At 37.3% G+C, this 16485-nt stretch carries 15 protein-coding genes; 7 read left to right on the forward strand and 8 right to left on the reverse strand.

The window, feature by feature from the left end; translation table 11 throughout:
• The first annotated feature begins 62 nt into the window (after positions 1–62).
• Positions 63–2369, forward strand: a complete 2307-nt coding sequence (locus LC418_RS20340; RefSeq protein ID WP_223560456.1) for a GAF domain-containing protein — start codon at positions 63–65, stop codon at positions 2367–2369.
• Between the two features lie 93 nt (positions 2370–2462).
• Here LC418_RS20340 and LC418_RS20345 read toward each other — a convergent pair whose 3' ends face one another.
• Positions 2463–3632: a Pycsar system effector family protein gene (locus tag LC418_RS20345; RefSeq protein ID WP_223560457.1), complete on the reverse strand. Its 1170-nt coding sequence runs from the start codon at positions 3630–3632 to the stop codon at positions 2463–2465.
• Positions 3633–3658: 26 nt separating this feature from the next.
• Between LC418_RS20345 and LC418_RS20350 the strand changes: the two genes are divergently transcribed.
• Complete coding sequence (locus LC418_RS20350; RefSeq protein WP_223560458.1) at positions 3659–7372, forward strand: metallophosphoesterase; 3714 nt, start codon at positions 3659–3661, stop codon at positions 7370–7372.
• A 109-nt stretch (positions 7373–7481) separates the two neighbouring features.
• On the opposite strand, the gene LC418_RS20355 is transcribed toward LC418_RS20350, so the two are convergent.
• The 5 genes from LC418_RS20355 to ruvX all read right to left on the reverse strand — a co-directional run bounded on the left by LC418_RS20355 (position 7482) and on the right by ruvX (position 11126).
• A complete protein-coding gene (locus tag LC418_RS20355; RefSeq protein ID WP_223560459.1) occupies positions 7482–8366 on the reverse strand; it encodes a hypothetical protein in 885 nt (294 codons plus the stop codon).
• A gap of 210 nt (positions 8367–8576) precedes the next feature.
• A complete protein-coding gene (mazG, locus tag LC418_RS20360) occupies positions 8577–9344 on the reverse strand; it encodes a nucleoside triphosphate pyrophosphohydrolase (protein ID WP_111960033.1) in 768 nt (255 codons plus the stop codon).
• 159 nt (positions 9345–9503) lie between these two features.
• Positions 9504–10061, reverse strand: a complete 558-nt coding sequence (locus LC418_RS20365) for a DUF5606 family protein (protein ID WP_111960031.1) — start codon at positions 10059–10061, stop codon at positions 9504–9506.
• 79 nt (positions 10062–10140) lie between these two features.
• The gene (gene def, locus LC418_RS20370; protein ID WP_111960029.1) at positions 10141–10713 is read right to left on the reverse strand and encodes a peptide deformylase; all 573 of its coding nucleotides are present in this window, start codon (positions 10711–10713) and stop codon (positions 10141–10143) included.
• Positions 10710–11126: a Holliday junction resolvase RuvX gene (ruvX, locus tag LC418_RS20375; RefSeq protein WP_111960026.1), complete on the reverse strand. Its 417-nt coding sequence runs from the start codon at positions 11124–11126 to the stop codon at positions 10710–10712. The genes def and ruvX overlap by 4 nt, the downstream gene beginning before the upstream one ends.
• Positions 11127–11241: 115 nt before the next feature.
• On the opposite strand from ruvX, the gene LC418_RS20380 reads away from it, so the two are divergent.
• Positions 11242–11718, forward strand: coding sequence for a SixA phosphatase family protein (locus LC418_RS20380; RefSeq protein WP_111960217.1), 477 nt, complete (start codon positions 11242–11244; stop codon positions 11716–11718).
• Positions 11719–11982: 264 nt separating this feature from the next.
• Here the strand turns inward: LC418_RS20380 and LC418_RS20385 are convergent, their stop codons facing one another.
• Positions 11983–13527, reverse strand: coding sequence for a serine hydrolase (locus LC418_RS20385; RefSeq protein ID WP_223560460.1), 1545 nt, complete (start codon positions 13525–13527; stop codon positions 11983–11985).
• Positions 13528–13660: 133 nt separating this feature from the next.
• On the opposite strand from LC418_RS20385, the gene LC418_RS20390 reads away from it, so the two are divergent.
• The 4 genes from LC418_RS20390 to LC418_RS20405 all read left to right on the forward strand — a co-directional run bounded on the left by LC418_RS20390 (position 13661) and on the right by LC418_RS20405 (position 16076).
• A complete protein-coding gene (locus tag LC418_RS20390; protein WP_223560461.1) occupies positions 13661–14158 on the forward strand; it encodes a metallophosphoesterase family protein in 498 nt (165 codons plus the stop codon).
• A gap of 2 nt (positions 14159–14160) precedes the next feature.
• Positions 14161–14685, forward strand: coding sequence for a Smr/MutS family protein (locus LC418_RS20395; protein WP_223560462.1), 525 nt, complete (start codon positions 14161–14163; stop codon positions 14683–14685).
• An 18-nt stretch (positions 14686–14703) separates the two neighbouring features.
• Positions 14704–15420, forward strand: coding sequence for a DUF3822 family protein (locus tag LC418_RS20400; RefSeq protein WP_111960016.1), 717 nt, complete (start codon positions 14704–14706; stop codon positions 15418–15420).
• 83 nt (positions 15421–15503) lie between these two features.
• A complete protein-coding gene (locus LC418_RS20405) occupies positions 15504–16076 on the forward strand; it encodes an RsmD family RNA methyltransferase (protein WP_111960014.1) in 573 nt (190 codons plus the stop codon).
• On the opposite strand, the gene LC418_RS20410 is transcribed toward LC418_RS20405, so the two are convergent.
• Positions 16073–16423 (reverse strand): winged helix-turn-helix transcriptional regulator, encoded by a 351-nt coding sequence (locus LC418_RS20410; protein ID WP_223560463.1) that lies wholly within the window; start codon positions 16421–16423, stop codon positions 16073–16075. The two genes, LC418_RS20405 and LC418_RS20410, sit on opposite strands and share 4 nt — an antisense overlap.
• Positions 16424–16485: the final 62 nt, after the last annotated feature.

The raw sequence follows: 16485 nt of genomic DNA on the forward strand, positions 1-16485 counted from the left end.
ATCCATTTAGTGTGCACTTGAAAGTGGTGTTTTTTTCATAACTTTACTTTAAATTCAAGCTCTTGGCTAATCTTTACAAAAAAGACGCTCCATTTCAGGTTCTCATATCATTCAAAAAATATTTGGATGTACTGGAACATATCCGTTATAACGACCGTTTGGAGTACAGGGTTAATTATGCTGAATCTTTAATTGAAAGAACAAAAAAATTTCCTGAGCTAAGAGATGGATTCCTGGATGAAGCCCTTCTTGAAAAACATGAAGACCTCATCAGGCAAATTCTTGCAGACCTCTTCCCCACTGGTCTTACACACAATGAAATCAAAGCGGCCAGTATTCCGCTTTCCAAAACTACTTTCAACTATACCGAAAGATTTAAGGGTATACTTAAAGATGCCGGAAAGGACTTTGAAATAGAGCTGAGGAATATCGGGGACGATGAATTTTATGTATTCTGCTGCTGTCTTATCCTTCAGAGTTATTTCAAAAAAGACATCAAAAGTACCATGCCTCTTTATTATGATATCCCCAACAGGCCGGGAATCATGAAACATTATAAAATTACGGTCAATTCAGATTTTACAGAGATTTATCCTACTGAAGAGGCAAAAATTCCAACGGATGATGTCCTGGATATGCTGCTTGAAAATCTGGACGATTTTAAACTGTGGAAAAAATATTTTCCTTCAAAATCATGGATTTTAAAAGGCTTTACTATTGTTTCCCTGGTAGACTGTACTTCTGAGGTGGCCCTGTCCGACCTTAAATCGAGCATGATAGAAATTGATCCGGAGGATTTGAGCCCGGATGAAAATCTTGTGGAAATTTTCAAATCTTACTTCGATGTCCCGGAACTTAATTTCGGACTTATGCTTTTCGATAAGAAAGATCAGAAACTCGGCAGACTTCCAATCTACGAAAATGTTTTCACCCATCATGTCCTGGATTTCTGGATCAATGCATTTGACGAGGAAACCCGGAAAAACACTTTTACCAATTTAAATCACAATTCCAAACCGATCGTCATCTCGAATGTTGATAACCTGGATGACAGCATCAAACAACTTCCTTCTTTCAGTATTTTAAGAGATAACAATATCAACAGCTTCATGGTAATTCCCATCATGAAGGATAACGAGCTTCTGGCCATTATGGAATTTACATCTCCGCAAGCCAACAGTTTCAACGGTTTAAAGCTGAAAAAAATGGAATTTTTCACGGATATGATCCTATTTTCCCTGAACAGATTCAGCTTTGAAAAAAACTACCAGATAGAAGCTATCATCCAGCGTGAATATACTTCCATCCACGACAGTGTAGTGTGGAAATTCAGAAATGAAGCCGAAAAATATTTCAATGCTTCACTGGGGAAAAAAATGTACACACTGAAACAGATCTCCTTCAAAAACCTGACACCACTATTCGGGTTCTCGGATATCCGTTCCTCTTCAGAGAAGCGCTTTAATCTGATGCTTGAAGACCTCAACCAGCAGCTTGAAAGCCTTCATGATATTTTCACACTGATCAATTCCGATTCAGAAAAATACCTTTTGGCTCTTGATGTTTTTGAAAATGAATTGAACAACGAAATCAAAGCTGATACGGAACAACGCCTTCAGAGACTTTTGAGAGAGGAAGTCCATCCTTATCTGCAGGGAAAGCTGGAACTGAAAACCGACAGGGAAATAAAAAATAAAATCAAAGATTATTTTGTGCAGGTTTTTGCTCAAACTGATCTGTTTTATGCCAACAGAAAAAATTTAGATGATTCCATAACGCTGGTCAACAGAAAACTTGCCGACATGCTGGATGAAAGCCAGGTCAAAGCCCAGCAAATTTTTCCGCATTATTATGAGAGGTTTAAATCTGATGGTGTAGAACACAATCTGTATATCGGACATAATATTGCTCCGGATCTCAGCTATACATCCAAAGTGGTTCACAAATTAAGATACTGGCAGCTGAAGACGATCTGCAGTATGGAACGTGAATTCCAGACCTTTAAAAAAGATCTGCCGATACAGCTTGATATTGCCTCACTGCTTTTTGTTTATAACGAAAAGATAGATATCCGCTTCAGAATGGATGAAAAGCGCTTTGATGTAGATGGTGCCTACAATTCGTATTATGAGATTGTAAAAAAACGTCTGGATAAAGCCCATGTCAAAGATTCTTCGGAAAGAATTACCTGTCCCGGAAAAATTACCATCGTTTATTTCGGTATGGAAAACCAGAAAGAATACCTGGAATACATCAATAAGCTTCAGAAAAAAGGAATTCTGCAGAATGATATAGAGTTTTTAAAAGTAGAGGATTTGCAGGGAATTACGGGATTGCTGGCGTTGAGAGTTTCTCTCACCCACGATTAATCTATAAAATAAGAATCCGGCTTTTTCAACTATTTCATCATCGAAAATTTCTCTTTAAAAAGTTCACTGTCTTACAATCCCATATTTATTTTATTAAAGCGAAAGAAAAGCATAGGCAAAAGAAAGTACGGAAATAATAATTCCTGCCATAAAGATCTTATACGTTATAGATAAAAGCTTGTATTTTCTGTCAAGGACCTTCCCCAGGAAATAAAGGTCTTTCACCATAGAATCGTAGATATAATCTCTATCCTTGATGAGATCTTTCATGGCATCTTGAAAATCTCCAAATATCATTTGATGAAAGTTTCCAAAAAACAGCAGGTTTACTTTTCTGTCTGTAATATCCTGCGCCGTAAAATTGGTTTTCGTTACATTCGGTTTTGTGGACAGGATCGCAAATATGATAGTCAGAACACTTGAAGTAAGCAATACAAAGCTAGGAATGATCAGGTGTGCATTCTTTGGGGTATCCAATTTAGGAACCAGTACGGAAAGACAGACTGAAATAATGATAGCATTAACCGAAAGAAGAATATTCGCCTTACTGTCAGCAATATCACTCAGCCTAGTATGATTGTTCAATGTTACCCTGAACAAAGTATCTACACTTCGGTCAGGCTTTGTCTCTTTCGGTTCTTTCTTATTGTCTGAATTTTCTTTTTTATCCTCTTCCTTTTCAAGCTTTTTTTCTATTTTCTTTATGTTTTTCTTTTTCAGAGGTTCCCAGTTTTCCTTTGCATATTCTGTGTAATAATGATGCTTGTTTTTAAGCATTTCAAGATTTCCGGCGTTCCATTCGTCATTGGAAAAACATCTTACGTTGGTAAGCTCCCATTCCTTTCTGAGCGCATCGGAAATATCATTATAATCGTGGCTGGCAAAATGACTGCAGTCCGCATCTTTTACAATCTTTTCCAGAAGGTTCTGCGGTTCATAGGTTATTTTAGTGGCCAGGATCAATTGAGAAACATCCTGAATAAAGCTTTCAGGATAATTTTCCTTCTTCAGAAAATCGGTCAGGATGGCTACTCCTTTTTCTTCATGATTCTGTGCACATTCTACGTAACCCGTATCGTGGAACCAGAGTGCCAGAAGCACCTTCTCCTGATCCTCTTTGGAAACAGGCGTATTTCGCATGATCTCTTCGGCCTTGTTTACCGTATAGGTCGTGTGAATAAAATTATGATAAAAGTATACAGAAGATAACTTATCTTTGAATAAGATTTCTACATAATCTTTAGCTTTGTGTAAAATATTCATCCCTGAATTTTTGTTAATGTAAATTTATGAATTTATCCTTTAAAACTCATTTAAAAAAAACCTCTATTGCCTTTCGGACAGTATTATCTGCAGGAGTTCTCTATTCGTGCGCAACATATAACGTAAAAAAGGGTAAAAACTTATTTGAAATAAACAATTCTGATGTAAAATCTGAAAATGATTATAAAATTTTTCTGATCGGGGATGCCGGAAATGCAGATGAGCCTCAGGCGCAGAACACCTTAAATTTACTCAAAAACAAACTGGATTCAGCAGACAGCAACTCCATGCTGATCTTCCTGGGGGACAATATCTATCCCAATGGATTGCCCAAAGAATCTGATAAAGAGTATGCGCTGGCTAAGCAAAAACTGGAAAACCAGCTTGCCATTGCCAAAAATTTCAAGGGAAAAACACTGGTTATTCCGGGAAATCATGACTGGAACAGCGGCCTGGACGGATTAAAAGGACAGGAAGATCTGGTGAAAGCCTATTTCAATGATAAGAAAGCTTTTCTTCCTAAAAATTCCTGCGGAATTGATGACATCAATTTATCAAAAGATATTAAACTTATTGTCTTAGATACCGAATGGGCGCTTGCAAACTGGGATCAATATCCCGGGATCAATAAAAACTGTACAATTAAAACACGTGAAGATTTCTTCACAGAGTTTAAAGATCTTGTTACCAAAAACCAGGATAAAAAGATTATTGTTGCCCTGCATCATCCTGTGATCAGCAGCGGAACGCATGCAGGATTCAATTCTGCAAAAGCATATCTTTACCCGTTGAAAAGTAAGATTCCTTTTCCCATTGGAGCAAGTTTCATCAATATATTAAGAAGTTCTTCAGGAGCAAATCCGGAGGATATTAATAATCAGCACTATGCAGATCTGGCCAACCGTTTAAAAAGCATTGTTCAGGATAAGGAAAATATTATTTTTGTTTCCGGACATGATCATAATCTGCAATATCATGAAGAAAGGAATATCAGGCAAATTATTAGCGGTGCAGGTTCTAAAACGGATCCTGCCACTATTGCTGAAAAAACCGATTTTTCTTACGGAGGAAGTGGATTTGCCATTCTGAATATCAGAAAAGACCAGAGCACAGATGTAGAATATTTTTCAACAAAAGATAGCAACATTAAAAGGCTTGCCCATATTTCTGTGATCTCCAAACCGGATGCTTTTGTGAATAATTATCCGAAAGATTTTCCGGCCACTGCCACTTCAAGTATTTATCCGGTAAAGCTTACCCAAAAAGGACCTGTTTACCGTTGGCTGTGGGGCGAGCATTACCGGAAATATTATGGCATTCCAATTGAGGCACCTACGGCAGATCTGGCTTCCCTAAATGGTGGTTTTACTCCTTTCAGAGAAGGCGGAGGCAATCAGTCGAACAGCTTAAGGCTGAAAACGGCAGACGGACAGGAATTTGTAATGCGAGGCGTGAAAAAAAGCGCCGTCCGTTTTCTGAATAATATGGCTTTCAAAAAGAGCACTTTCGGGAACGAGCTGAACAATACATTTCCTGAAAAATTTCTGCTCGATTTTTATACGACCAATCATCCGTTTACCCCTTTTTCAGTAGGAAATATGGCTGATAAGCTCGGTATCTTCCATAGTAATCCGAAATTATATTACATTCCGAAGCAATATGCTTTAGGAGAATATAATAAAAATTATGGCGATGAAATGTACATGATTGAAGAGCGCTTTTCTTCTGACCCTAAAACACTGGCTTCGCTGGACAATGCTAAAGATATTGTTTCTACGGATGATGTTCTGAAAAATTTCACCAAAAATTATAAGTATTCCGTAGACCGTGAATCGTACATAAGAGCAAGGATATTTGATATGCTGATCGGTGATTGGGACAGGCATTCAGATCAATGGAAATGGGCGGAATATCAGGATGGCGACAATGTAGTTTATAAACCGATCCCGAAGGACAGGGATCAGGCTTTCAGCCGGTATGACGGTGCCGCCTTCAAGCTTATTATGAATGTTCCGGCTATCCGTCATATGAAGACTTTTAAAGAGGAGATCAAAAATGTAAAGTGGATCAATATGGAACCGTATCCGCTGGACCTTATCTTTTTAAAGGGCGCTTCACAGGAAGAATGGACTGCGCAGGCAAAGTATATCCAGGAACATCTTACTGATTCGGATATTGATGATGCATTCAGCAATCTTCCTAAAGAAGTAAAAGATGAGACTATTGCCGATATCCAACGTAAATTAAAAATCAGAAAAACCAAGCTGCAGGATTACGCCGCCCAATATTATGATGTCCTGCAGGAAAAAGTTCCTCTTGCCGGAACGGTGAATCCGGATAAGTTCGTCATTACAAAAACGGCACATTCCATCAATGTAAAGCAGTATAAATTAGATAAAAACAAAGAGAACCCTGAATTGGTTTTTGAAAAAACGTACGAGGATTCCCAAACAAAGGAGCTCTGGATTTATGGTCTTGAAGATGATGATATTTATGAAGTATCAGGAGAAGGAAGACCTAAAACGAGTATCAGGCTGATTGGCGGTTACAACCATGATGTCTACAATATTACAGACGGAAAAAGTGTGAAGATTTATGATTTTAAAAGTCAGAAAAATACTTACAACGGTTCCGGAAAGAAAAATATTTCTGATGATTACGATATCAACACCTACAATTATAAGCATCCGAAATATAATTTCTTTGCCGGCTATCCAAATGCAGATTACAACCCGGATGACGGTGTGATCTTAGGAGTTCTGGCTAATTATACGGTGAATAACTTCATCCGTGATCCTTATACCCAAAAGCATAGTCTTAAAGTTAATTTTTATACTGCAACCGGAGGATTTAATGCAGCTTATAAAGGAATTTTCAAAAAAGCAATATCCGGATGGGATTTCAATCTTGATGCGGCTTATACAACACCCCGGTTTTCCGAAAATTTCTTCGGACTGTCCAATGAAAGTAAATACGACAAGGAAAATACGGAGAGGGAATACAACCGGGCAAGGATTTCTAAGTTCAATTTTGCTCCTTCTATCTCTAAGAAGAGCTGGATGAACCTTCAGCATCAGTTTCAGTTGACCTTTGAAGATAATAAGGTACAGAGAAACGGTGACCGTTTTATAGATCAGTCACCGGACGTGAGACCTGAAGTTTTCAAAAGCCAGCAGTTTGCAGGGGCCAATTATACCTTCAGCTTCAAAAACCTTGATAATAATGCCTTCCCGACTTTGGGACTGGAATTACTGATGAATGCAGACTGGAAAACCAATCTGTCCGATACCAAGAAAAACTTCTTCACCCTGAACGGAACACTGACGATAGACCACAGACTTGACAAAAGAGGAAATTTTGTGTTTGCGAATTCCAGCAATGCCATGTGGATCAGCAATAATAATTTCGAATTCTACCAGGCAGCAAGCATAGGCGGCAATAATGGGATGAGGGCTTTCCGGAATGACAGGTTTTCAGGTAAATCTTATTTCACCAACAATTCTGAGATCCGCTGGGATTTTGGAAGAGTAAGAAACAATATTATTCCTGCCAATATGGGTGTACTGGTTGGATATGATCTTGGACGTGTCTGGAACGATGGTGAGGATTCTAAAAAGTGGCATCAGTCTGTAGGAGCAGGATTCTGGCTGAGCGTTGTAGAAATGTTTTCTGCAAGACTGAATTACTTCTATGGTTCTGACGGAGGAAGAATTTCTGCCGGAGTAGGAATGACTTTTTAAATTTTATCGCTTTCTTATATTTAATTCTATATTAAGAAAAAACAAGAGGGACAATTTTTTGTCCCTCTTGTTTTTTCTTAATGCCGGATTTAAGCTTTTGCAGCTGTCATTATTTAGTTTTGGAGTCAAATTCAAACCTATATACATTTCCGCCTGTTTCCTTATCTTTTTCGTCCGCGATCAGCAGAGTTTTATCATCCAGGAAAACAACAGCTTCTTTCTGCGAATTATGATTTAAAGATACTTTCTCAATCTTCGCAGTATTAAAATTATCAGTTGTGAACCCGGAAAGTACATGAATGTTTTTATGGGTAAGCAGAACGATTTTATCATTGGTACTGTTGATGGCGGCAGAAGTGATGGCAGCATCACTGTACTTCCCTGCAAGCTTAAGTTTCCCTATCAATTTGGCTTCAAAATCCCCTTCTTTATTAGGAATCTGGAATACAAGGAAAGTTCCGTCAAAACCTTTGCTTCTGTTTTTGGTGAAAAGATAGAAGTTTCCGTTCATTTCTACGAAAGCTTCACAGTCATACAGCCAGTTTGATTTCTTTGGAGGAAATTCAGTCTGCCCTTCGTAATGAAATTTTGTTGTCTGAACAACTTTTGTTGTTTTCTGGGAAGCATCCTTCAAATCCAGCTTTAAAATAGCCAGATTCTGTCTGTTGTTATCATTATTTCCAAAATCACCGAGGTAAATATTTCCCTGGGCATCTTTGGTAATATCTTCCCAATCGTTGTTTTCAGCATTTTCTACCAAAACATCTGTTACCAGCTTGCCCTGCTTATCCAAACCGTAAACTACATTTTTATTTCCCTGATCTTCTATCGTCCAAATGGTATTTTTATCCTGAGACAGAACGATTCCTGAAACTTCTTTCAATTTTTTCGGAAGGGAAAATTCAACTTTGATTTCGTCGGTTTTAGGAGAATCCTGTGCTTTTGGATTACAACTCCATAATAAGAATGCAGATAGGGTAAGAATACGCAGCATAGCTATTTTTTTAATTTTTAAAACTGAAAATACGGATACCGTATATTTTTCTCTAAGGTATTAAATAATCTTGTTGATAACGAGACTTGTTTTTGGGTTCCATCAATCGTAATAAGAATTAATCGGTTTGCAGGATCAAAGAACATGATGAGCCATGCAAAACCTATTCCAATAAGGATTCTCGGAATACTTCTATGTCAGGGCTTTATTTTATGACAGCAGTTTTGCTTTTTCCCACAATACATCCATTTCTTCCAAAGACAGGTCGGCCAGCTTCAGATTTGATTCCTCTGCCAGCACTTCCATTTTCTGGAATCTTGAGATAAATTTTAAATTAGTTCTTTCCAATGCAGAATCCGGATTCAGTCCTGAAATTCTTGCATAGTTGATGAGTGAGAAAAATACATCGCCCAACTCCAGCTCTTTTTTATCTAAATCGGTTTCTGCATGAAATTCCTGAATTTCTTCATCTACTTTTTTCCATGCATCTTCTGCATCGTGAAATTCAAACCCAATTCCTTTTACTTTATCCTGAATCCTGTAGGCCTTTACCAAACTTGGAAGACTTTTCGGAACACCGCCTAAAATCGATTTATTCCCTTCTTTCAGCTTCAGCTTCTCCCAATTCTGCTTTACTTCTTCTTCATCTTTCACTTCTGTATCACCATAAATATGGGGATGACGGAAAATCAGTTTCTCGTTTAAAGAATTGATGACATCTGCAATATCGAAACTTTCTTTTTCAGAACCAATTTTGGCATAAAAAACAAGATGAAGCAGAACATCACCCAGCTCTTTTTTGATTTCCTGCAAATCTTCCTGCAGAATAGCATCTGAAAGCTCGTAGGTTTCTTCAAGGGTTAAATGACGAAGGGATTGCAGGGTTTGCTTCTGATCCCATGGGCATTTTTCGCGTAGATCATCCATGATGTCCAATAATCTTCCGAAGGCTTCTAATTTTTCTTGTCTGGTATTCATAATTGAGGATTCAAAGTGATGCAAATTTAGGGTAAATCTTTATTTAATTAAGTTCTGTCTTGAAACAAAAGAACGGAAAATAAAGCTTAGGAGTTTGTGTTTAAAATAAAAACCCTGTCAAGATTTTTGACAGGGTTCTGTATTTACAATCGGGATAAATTATCCCTTCTTAGTATGTGTACTTTTTGGAGCGGCTTTAGCTGCAGAAGTAGCTTTTACTTTTGGAGCTGCAGGCTTTTCTGCTTTTAACGCTGCTTTTTTAGGAGCTTCTTTTTCAATGCTCACTTCTTCCTTTGCACCATCCAGTGTTTCAGGCTCTGCTTTTACAAAGCTCTCAGGAGTAATGTATCCTGCTTTCTGAAGAAGGTTATACCACTGAGCCAATTTTTTGATATCTGAAGCATATACTCTTTCTGTATCATAGTTAGGAAGAGAAGCCGTCATGAATTCTTTCAGAACATCATCGGAAGATTTGTGAGAAATCGTTTCTTTATAATCGTAGTTTTTAGCAATATTTTCAAAAACCTCGAACAAAGGAACTTCTTTATCAAATGTAAACATAGCGATATTATCCAATAAACTCACCTGACTTGAGTTTCCAATGCTTACTTTTTTCTTAGTCGTAACATCTTCAATGATAAAACCGTTTCTTAGTTGAGAAACTAATTTGAAAAGTCCTGGCTTTCCAGAAATTGAAATTATTTTTTCTAACAGCATAATTTTATTTTTTGTAAATTCTGCAATAGGCACGGGGCTTTTTGCTGTTTATTATTTTGTTTTTTAATCCTTGTTTAAATTACTTTGGAAATCTCATTTTATAGCTGATGCTTACATCACCCTGTGAGATTTTTGCCAGCTTACCTTTTACGAGTTTCTTCTTCAATATACTCAGATGATCGGTAAACAGCACGCCTTCAATATGATCATATTCATGCTGAATTACGCGGGCTCTAATATCGGAAAAAGTTTCTGTATGTTTCACAAAATTTTCGTCATAATATTCAATAACGATTGTTCCTTTTCTCTTCACATCTTCTCTTACGTCCGGAATAGAAAGGCATCCTTCATTGAATTTCCATTCTTCACCAGATTCTTCAAGGATTCTTGCGTTAATGAAAACTTTTTTAAACTCAGCCAGCTCGTCTTTGATGTCTTCATAATCTTCGTCATCTGCAAGTGGCGTTACATCAATCACAAACAATCGCAGGTCCAAACCGATTTGTGGTGCTGCAAGCCCTATGCCATTCGCACTATACATCGTTTCAAACATATTATCTATAAGTTCCTGTAAACCGGGATAATCTTTGTCTATATCTTTCCCTACTTTTCTTAAAACAGGATCCCCAAAAGCTCTTATCGGTAAAATCATCTTATTCTTTGTTCTAAAAAATTCTGCAATATAATTGTTGCACTTACTTTATCTATTAATCCCTTTTCCTGTCTCTTTTTTTTACTTTTCCCGCTTTGGGAGATAAAAAAAGAAGCCATTTTAGAGGTAAATCTTTCATCTAAACGGTGGACCGTGATACCGGAAAATTCCTTCTGAAATTCTTCAATGAATTTTAAAATATCTGTCTCCACTTCGGAAATATTTCCTTTCAAATCTGTAGGAAGGCCTACTACCACATCATCCACTTTGTTTTCTGTGAAATATTTTCTCAGAAACTCCATCAAAAACCGGGTTTCGATAGTATCCAGACTGCTTGCAATAATCTGCATATCATCTGTTGCAGCGATACCGCAGCGTGCCTTTCCATAGTCTATTGCAAGGATCTGTCCCATAAGTGTGCAAATTTAGTAAAATTTAATGATTTTATTCATAACGCAGTTTTTTTATAAAAATCATGTTTTATTCCATTATTTTTTTTATAATTTTAATCTTCCAAAAAACGAAAATATGAAGAAACTCATCCTCGTAAGACATGCGAAAAGCGACTGGCCGGAAGAAACGGAGGACTTCGACAGACCTTTGGCAGACAAAGGATTGAAAGATGCTATGAACATGTCCAGATTCATGAAAAACAATAATATTTCTATTGACCAGTTTGTTTCCAGCCCGGCTGTGCGTGCCCTGAATACGTGTAAAATCTTTAACCAAGCCTATCAGCTTAATGTCTCTACGGAGGATAAGCTTTATAATCCCTCGGAAAGAAATTTTGAATCTGTAATCTACGACCTGGATGACAATGTGAATTCTGTGGCTTTTTTCTCTCATAACAATGGAATTTCCAATTTTGCGAATTCCATTTCAGAAGATATTTTCCATTTCCCCACTTGTGGAGTTGCCGGTTTTGAAATAGACTGTAATTCATGGTCTGAATTTGATGGCGCCAAGAAAAGACTCCTGTTCTTTTATGAGCCAGGGAAAATTTAATTGTATCTTTTTTGACTATCCTACTCCTTTTTTCATGTGCTAAAAAGGATAGGACCTATATTGAAACTATTGTAGTAAATGATATCAGCATTTGAATTCTGAATATTCACTTGCCAAAGAAAATCTCAATCTACTCAGATAATCTGAAGTTTTGGCTAAAGCCAAATGTATTATTCATAAAAAAGCGGGCTAAAGCCCGCTCCTATTGAATTTTATATTTTTTGTGATTTATAATTTTGCTCAGCAATTGTATTTTATCCCAATTTACTTTCTTTTGAGATCCAGATCATCAAAGTCAAAACTGAAATCTGTAACATCCGAAATAGGCTTTAGCTTTGCAGACTCTGCCTTTCCATTTTCATCATAGCTGAAAATAATATAAGCATCAGCGTCATAACTTCTGTCGTCCCATTTTACAATAAAAGAATTACTGGAATAGGGAAGCAGTTCTCCTTTCAGTCTTGGAGAGTTTTGGCAGGAAATTCTGTGTGTATTTCCCTGTTGAGAAATTTCTACATCTCCAAACCATTGGTCATTATACTTTCCAACAAACTGTTCGGCTTTCGGCTGAAGATTTTTTTCTTTTTTAAAGGCTTCTGATTTGGCGAAAGCTTCTTTTTTCTGCTTATCATACTCGGCATTTACTTTTGCCATTCTTTCACCATAGGTTTTCAGCCAGTTTCTGTCTGCTACTCCCAGGTAAGAATCTTTTACCGTGTTGGTAATTGTATTAAAAGCGGCTCCGGACTGTTGGTTCGTTAATACTACGATTCCCAATTTCAGATCCGGAATCAGTGTAAATTGGGTAACAGTACCTATTAATCCTCCCGTATGCTGAATCTGCTTGTGTCCTTTCACATCGCTTAAAAACCATCCTAACCCATATCCGTAAAAGCTCGTATCGTAAGGATTTTTTAAAGCAACTTTATCCGGGATCTGCAGACTCCATAGCTGCTGTACATTTTTATCTGAAACTAATTTTTTACCGTCTTTGGTTGTGAAATTATTTAAAAGAAAATCTGCCCAGGTGGTCATATCCTTAATATTACTCATGATTCCTCCTGCTGCATTTCCTGTTTCATTCCAATCGTGGGGCACGGCAACAGCTTTCCCGTCTACAGGAGCATGGGCATCAATTTTGTTTGATACGGCTTTAGCTCTGCTGTAGCTTCCAAAACTGGAAGTCATTCCAACGGGTTTCATAATTCTCTGCTCAATAAATTCGGCCCAGCTCAGCCCGGAAATCCTGTGGATCACTTCTCCCGCTACAATAAACATAATATTGTTATAATCCAGTGTCGTTCTGAAAGGGTTTTCAGGTTTCAGATATCTTACATTGTGAACAATATCATTTACCGTCAGGTTCCCACCTTCAGGGAAGAACATCAGGTCACCCTGTCCCAAGCCTAATCCAGCTCTGTGAGTTACAAGATCTTTAATGGTTACGTTTTGGGAAACATAGGGATCATACATCTGAAATTCAGGGATGTATTTTGAAACTTTATCGTCCCAGCTCAATTTTCCCTCATCGGCTAAAATAGCCAGTGCAGTGCAGGTAAACCCTTTTGAATTAGATGCAATTCCTACCAATGTATTATCATCCATCGGCTGTTTGGTGGTTAAAGAACGTTGTCCGAAACCTTTGGAATAAATCACTTTTCCGTCTTTTATGATTCCTACTGACATTCCAGGAACATCAAAAGTTTTTAAAGTACTCTGGATCAGTTCATCCAATTTTTTTTCTTCAACCTGGGCATTGAAAAGCCCTACGGCTAAAAGAAAAAGTAAAAGAGAAAATTTCTGCTTCATTTTTTTAATTTTCTCAAATTTAGTAAATATTAGGCGATGCAGGCTTCTCCTGTAAAACTTTGTGTATTTAAAAATAATCTGACCCTTAATAGAAAATAAATCTTTCCTAAATTTGTAAAAATTTCAAATCTTCATGACGAAAATTCTTCTTCTCTCTGATTCCCATTCCTATATAGACGACAGGATTTTAGAATATGCCCGTCAGGCTGATGAAATCTGGCATTGCGGGGATTTCGGAAGTATGGAAGTGATTGAAGAACTGGAAAAAATAAAACCTTTAAAGGGTGTTTACGGAAATATAGACAATGCGAAGATCAGAGCTGAATTTCCTGAAGTGAACCGTTTTTTCTGCGAAGATCTTGAAGTTTTAATGATCCATATCGGTGGATATCCCGGAAAATATACACCGCTGACAAACAGAGAAATTTCTGCAAAGGCTCCAAAGCTGTTTATTTCAGGACATTCCCATATTTTAAAAGCCATGTTTGACCAAAAGAATAATCTCCTTCACCTGAATCCCGGAGCCTGTGGAAAACAGGGATGGCATAAAACGAGGACCATGATGCGTTTCGTAGTGGAAGGTGAAGAGATCAAAGATTTGGAAATCATTGAACTGGGACCTAAGATTTAATTTTGAAAACAATAAAAGAAGGAGTACAATACATGAAAATCGGGGACAAAGTTTCTGTAGTAGATGAGGATTTAAGCGGGATCATTACTTCCGTGAACGGCAATATTGTTGTTTTCAAAGATGAGTATGGTTTTACCTACCAATATCCGAAAGAGAAACTGGTTCCGAAAAACGCAGAACTTTATGAAAATATCCGGGTAGTGAGAAAAGCAGAACCGAAGAAAGTGACTTCCAAAAAACATCAGAAAAATCATATGGTTCTGGATCTGCATTTTCACAATCTCGTCAGAAATCCCAGTGATTATGACAGTTTCGAAAGACTCTTTATCCAAAAAGCGAAATTAACGGAAGTTCTTGATTTCTGCAGAAAGCATCATCTGAAGAGGCTGGAGATTGTTCACGGTATTGGTGACGGAACGCTGCAGAGAATGGTTATGGATGTTTTGGAAAGCCAGAGAGATATCGATTTTTATAATAAGGAAATACTTCACCATCAATCCGATGCCGTTATGATAGAATTTCACTAAATTTGCAGCAATTGAAATATGAACGTACTTAATTTACTTTTTACCAAAGACGGATTAATCTACCAGATTGCAAAAAACAAAGGCATTCAGGAAGAAAAGTCTTATTTCGTTACTGAAGAAACTCCAGAGAATCTTATTGAAGATAAGCTTGATGAAATTCTTCTTAAGCAGAGGTTTGACGAAATCCATGTGATCTCGGCACTAAATCACTTTACCCTGATGCCTGAAGGATTTTCTGAGCATGAGGCAGGATTTGAGCTGATTGCTTTCAATGCTCCGGCTGACAGGGAAAAAGAGGAGCTCATGCTTTCTGTCAATAAAAAGTTCGGGGTACAGTTTTATTATACATTCCCTAAAAACTTTTACAAAAAAATAAAGGAGCTGGCCATTCCGGTTCATTTTAATTTTTCAGGGGAAAAGTTTTTGAATTCACTCAACAATAAAAACAGTAAGGAGATTCACATCAACCTGTACCATAACCAGTGTGAGTTTTTTGCTATTGATAACAAAAAAGTTATTTTATACAACAACCTGGATGTGAATTCTGAGGTTGATTTTCTGTATTTCGTGATGTTTACGCTCAGTAAAATAGGCTTTGGAATCAATGAAACCAATTTTTACGCCTATGGCGAAACTACTGAAAATGAAACCTTTATTTCCGAACTTCAGAAATTCGTCAAAAATATGAGAATTGTTTTTGACAATATTCCCAATAAGAATTTTATACTTAATTAAAAGGGACCAAGAATTAGGGATGAGGGCTTAGGCCCGACATACTTCCCTGATCCCTAATTCCTACCACCTAAACCCTAAAAAATATGTTCAGAATAATCTCAGGCAAGTGGAAAGCCAAAAAAATAGCCGCTCCTAAAAATTTTGATGTAAGACCTACTACAGATTTTGCCAAGGAAGCGCTTTTCAGTATCCTGGAAAACAAATATGATATGCAGTCGGTTTCTGTGCTTGATCTTTTCGCAGGTATTGGCTCTATCACTTTCGAATTTGCGTCCAGAGGATGCCAGGATGTTACTTCGGTTGAGCTGAATCCAAAGCATACAAGTTTTATCAATTCTACGGCTTCAGAGCTTGATATGTCACTGCAGATCAATGTTCAGAGAGGTGATGTTTTTGACTGGCTTAAAAAATTCAGAAATAAGAAAAGCTTTGAAATTGTATTTTCCGATGCTCCTTTTGAAATGGAAGAGAAGAAATACTATGAGCTGCTGTCTCTGGTTTTAAACAATAAATTTGTTAAACCTAACGGAGTTTTAATCGTAGAACATCAGAGCAGAATGAAACTGGAACATCCTAACTTAATAGATACCCGGAAATACGGAAATGTAAGTTTCAGTTTTTTCGAAGCAAATAAAGAAGATAATCAGGAAATTTAATTCCTGATTATTTTTTTTACGGAAAGATCCGGTGCAGCTTTTCCCCAGCTTGTAATAGCTTCTATAACGGGTTGGAGAGTCTTTCCAAAATCCGTCAGCGTATATTCTACCATCAATGGAGGCTTTTCGGTGTATACCTTTCTGTTGATGATGTGATCTTCCTCAAGCTGTTTCAGCTGAAGACTCAATGTTCTTTCTGTGATGGTAGGAATTAATTTCCTAAGTTCATTATACCTTTTGGCGCCGTCTGTAAGATGGAATAAAATAACGGCTTTCCACTTTCCTCCTATAAACTTCATGGTGACACTGGTGCAGCACGGGTATTCTTTGTTATCTATTGTGTACATTTTTATACTATCCTTTTTTACCGTTATTGCAAAGGTAGCAAACTTACATTAATTTTGTAACT

This window comes from Chryseobacterium lathyri, assembly GCF_019970085.1.
GTDB classification, from domain to species: domain Bacteria; phylum Bacteroidota; class Bacteroidia; order Flavobacteriales; family Weeksellaceae; genus Chryseobacterium; species Chryseobacterium lathyri.

What these genes read in the sequence shown, in the direction of transcription:
- LC418_RS20345 (WP_223560457.1), bottom strand. Translation starts at nt 3,632, where the DNA reads ATGAATATTTTACACAAAGCTAAAGATTATGTAGAAATCTTATTCAAA.
- LC418_RS20350 (WP_223560458.1), top strand. Translation starts at nt 3,659, where the DNA reads ATGAATTTATCCTTTAAAACTCATTTAAAAAAAACCTCTATTGCCTTT.
- LC418_RS20355 (WP_223560459.1), bottom strand. Translation starts at nt 8,366, where the DNA reads ATGCTGCGTATTCTTACCCTATCTGCATTCTTATTATGGAGTTGTAAT.
- mazG (WP_111960033.1), bottom strand. Translation starts at nt 9,344, where the DNA reads ATGAATACCAGACAAGAAAAATTAGAAGCCTTCGGAAGATTATTGGAC.
- LC418_RS20365 (WP_111960031.1), bottom strand. Translation starts at nt 10,061, where the DNA reads ATGCTGTTAGAAAAAATAATTTCAATTTCTGGAAAGCCAGGACTTTTC.
- def (WP_111960029.1), bottom strand. Translation starts at nt 10,713, where the DNA reads ATGATTTTACCGATAAGAGCTTTTGGGGATCCTGTTTTAAGAAAAGTA.
- ruvX (WP_111960026.1), bottom strand. Translation starts at nt 11,126, where the DNA reads ATGGGACAGATCCTTGCAATAGACTATGGAAAGGCACGCTGCGGTATC.
- LC418_RS20380 (WP_111960217.1), top strand. Translation starts at nt 11,242, where the DNA reads ATGAAGAAACTCATCCTCGTAAGACATGCGAAAAGCGACTGGCCGGAA.
- LC418_RS20385 (WP_223560460.1), bottom strand. Translation starts at nt 13,527, where the DNA reads ATGAAGCAGAAATTTTCTCTTTTACTTTTTCTTTTAGCCGTAGGGCTT.
- LC418_RS20390 (WP_223560461.1), top strand. Translation starts at nt 13,661, where the DNA reads ATGACGAAAATTCTTCTTCTCTCTGATTCCCATTCCTATATAGACGAC.
- LC418_RS20400 (WP_111960016.1), top strand. Translation starts at nt 14,704, where the DNA reads ATGAACGTACTTAATTTACTTTTTACCAAAGACGGATTAATCTACCAG.
- LC418_RS20405 (WP_111960014.1), top strand. Translation starts at nt 15,504, where the DNA reads ATGTTCAGAATAATCTCAGGCAAGTGGAAAGCCAAAAAAATAGCCGCT.
- LC418_RS20410 (WP_223560463.1), bottom strand. Translation starts at nt 16,423, where the DNA reads ATGTACACAATAGATAACAAAGAATACCCGTGCTGCACCAGTGTCACC.